Raw genomic sequence first — 1,684 nt, forward strand, 5'->3', positions numbered from 1 at the left:
CCCCGGCTAGACAGATTATGAAGCTCCAAGGCGTGTGTCTAACCGAAATTCCCCATTATAAAGTCCCGAATGTGCACAACAACAAATAGTTATTTTCTGCGAGAACTTTTTAACTGTATCATAACCCATTATTGACAGGGATACAAAATCTATACAGAAAAATTATACACGACGACGTTTTGGCGGACGGCATCCGTTATGTGGAACCGGAGTAACGTCTCTGATAGCTGTTACTTCAAGACCAGCAGCTTGAAGTGCACGGATTGCAGCTTCACGGCCTGCGCCTGGTCCTTTTACAGTTACTTCAAGAGTTTTCATACCGTGTTCAATTGATCCTTTAGCTGCAGCTTCAGCAGCCATTTGTGCAGCGAATGGAGTGGATTTACGTGATCCTCTGAATCCGAGTGAACCTGCACTTGACCAAGAAAGAGCGTTACCATGTACGTCTGTAATAGTAACAATCGTGTTGTTAAATGTTGAACGAATATGAGCAATACCTGCCTCGATATTCTTTTTTACGCGACGCTTACGAGTGTTCGTTTTACGAGCCATTGTCGGTTAACCTCCTTTACCTTATTTTTTCTTGTTCGCAACCGTACGACGAGGTCCTTTACGAGTACGAGCGTTATTTTTGGTATTTTGACCACGAACAGGTAGACTGCGGCGATGACGTAAGCCACGGAAACTGCCGATCTCAATCAGACGTTTGATGTTTAGGGATACTTCACGGCGAAGGTCACCTTCAACTTTCAACTTGTCTACGATATCACGAATCTTACCTAGTTCTTCTTCTGTTAAGTCACGCACACGTGTATCTTCAGAAACACCAGCCTCAGCTAATACTTTTCCAGCAGTTGGACGTCCAATACCGAAAACATATGTTAATGAAATTACAACGCGTTTGTCACGAGGAATATCTACACCAGCAATACGAGCCATTTAAGCTGCACCTCCTTCAGTTTTAACCTTGTTTTTGTTTATGTTTTGGATTCTCACAAATTACCATTACTTTACCTTTTCTGCGGATGACTTTGCACTTTTCGCAGATTGGTTTAACCGATGGTCTTACCTTCATGATTTCTCTTACCTCCTTAGTTGCGGAGTGTTTTATTTAAAACGGTACGTAATTCTGCCGCGAGTCAAGTCATATGGTGATAATTCTACCGTAACTTTGTCTCCAGGTAAAATACGAATAAAATGCATGCGGATCTTTCCAGATACATGCGCCAATACCGTATGACCATTCTCAAGCTCTACTTTGAACATTGCATTTGGCAATGTTTCCTGTACGGTACCCTCAACTTCAATTACATCATCTTTCGCCATTCATTATTCTCCCTTCTTCAAATCAGCAGCTTGCTCGTTGACAAACGTCTTCAGGGCATGCCGGAGTTTTCCGTTTGTTACACGTCCTGTTTCTTTTATACTGTTCTGAACTTCCGGAGATACGCGATCAATAAACTCTAGATGATTCACATTCTTCTTTTTAGGGGAGTGGAAGGGTCGCTTCTCTCCGTCTGCTATAAATACGAACCGTTCATCTAAAACACTGATCACGACAGCATATTGTCCAGCTTCTCTGCCTTCAGTAATAGAGACAAACTGACCTATGCGCGGACTCGATTCGGCTTCGTTCAAACAATATCACCTGCGGATTTAGGCTTTAGTTAAAATCTCATAGCCA

At 42.5% G+C, this 1,684-nt stretch carries 5 protein-coding genes; all 5 read right to left on the bottom strand.

What is annotated here, in order from left to right; translation table 11 throughout:
• Positions 1-162: 162 nt before the first annotated feature.
• From rpsK to ACTSEZ_RS19675, 5 genes are read right to left on the bottom strand one after another with little or no spacing between them, the layout of a single operon-like run.
• Positions 163-552 (bottom strand): 30S ribosomal protein S11, encoded by a 390-nt coding sequence (rpsK, locus tag ACTSEZ_RS19655; RefSeq protein ID WP_029282777.1) that lies wholly within the window; start codon positions 550-552, stop codon positions 163-165.
• Between the two features lie 21 nt (positions 553-573).
• Entirely contained in the window at positions 574-939 is a 366-nt protein-coding gene (rpsM, locus tag ACTSEZ_RS19660) for a 30S ribosomal protein S13 (RefSeq protein WP_029282779.1), read from the bottom strand.
• Positions 940-961: 22 nt separating this feature from the next.
• Positions 962-1,075: a 50S ribosomal protein L36 gene (gene rpmJ, locus ACTSEZ_RS19665; RefSeq protein ID WP_003156543.1), complete on the bottom strand. Its 114-nt coding sequence runs from the start codon at positions 1,073-1,075 to the stop codon at positions 962-964.
• Between the two features lie 32 nt (positions 1,076-1,107).
• Entirely contained in the window at positions 1,108-1,326 is a 219-nt protein-coding gene (gene infA, locus ACTSEZ_RS19670) for a translation initiation factor IF-1 (RefSeq protein WP_028390440.1), read from the bottom strand.
• A 3-nt stretch (positions 1,327-1,329) separates the two neighbouring features.
• A complete protein-coding gene (locus ACTSEZ_RS19675; RefSeq protein ID WP_369735983.1) occupies positions 1,330-1,638 on the bottom strand; it encodes an RNA-binding protein in 309 nt (102 codons plus the stop codon).
• Positions 1,639-1,684: the final 46 nt, after the last annotated feature.

It is taken from the genome of Metabacillus mesotrionivorans, assembly GCF_052171315.1.
In the GTDB taxonomy this organism is placed as follows: Bacteria; Bacillota; Bacilli; order Bacillales; family Bacillaceae; genus Bacillus_P.

Coding starts and splice junctions, on each gene's coding strand:
- infA (WP_028390440.1), bottom strand. CDS start 1,326: ATGGCGAAAGATGATGTAATTGAAGTTGAGGGTACCGTACAGGAAACA.
- rpsK (WP_029282777.1), bottom strand. CDS start 552: ATGGCTCGTAAAACGAACACTCGTAAGCGTCGCGTAAAAAAGAATATC.
- rpmJ (WP_003156543.1), bottom strand. CDS start 1,075: ATGAAGGTAAGACCATCGGTTAAACCAATCTGCGAAAAGTGCAAAGTC.
- rpsM (WP_029282779.1), bottom strand. CDS start 939: ATGGCTCGTATTGCTGGTGTAGATATTCCTCGTGACAAACGCGTTGTA.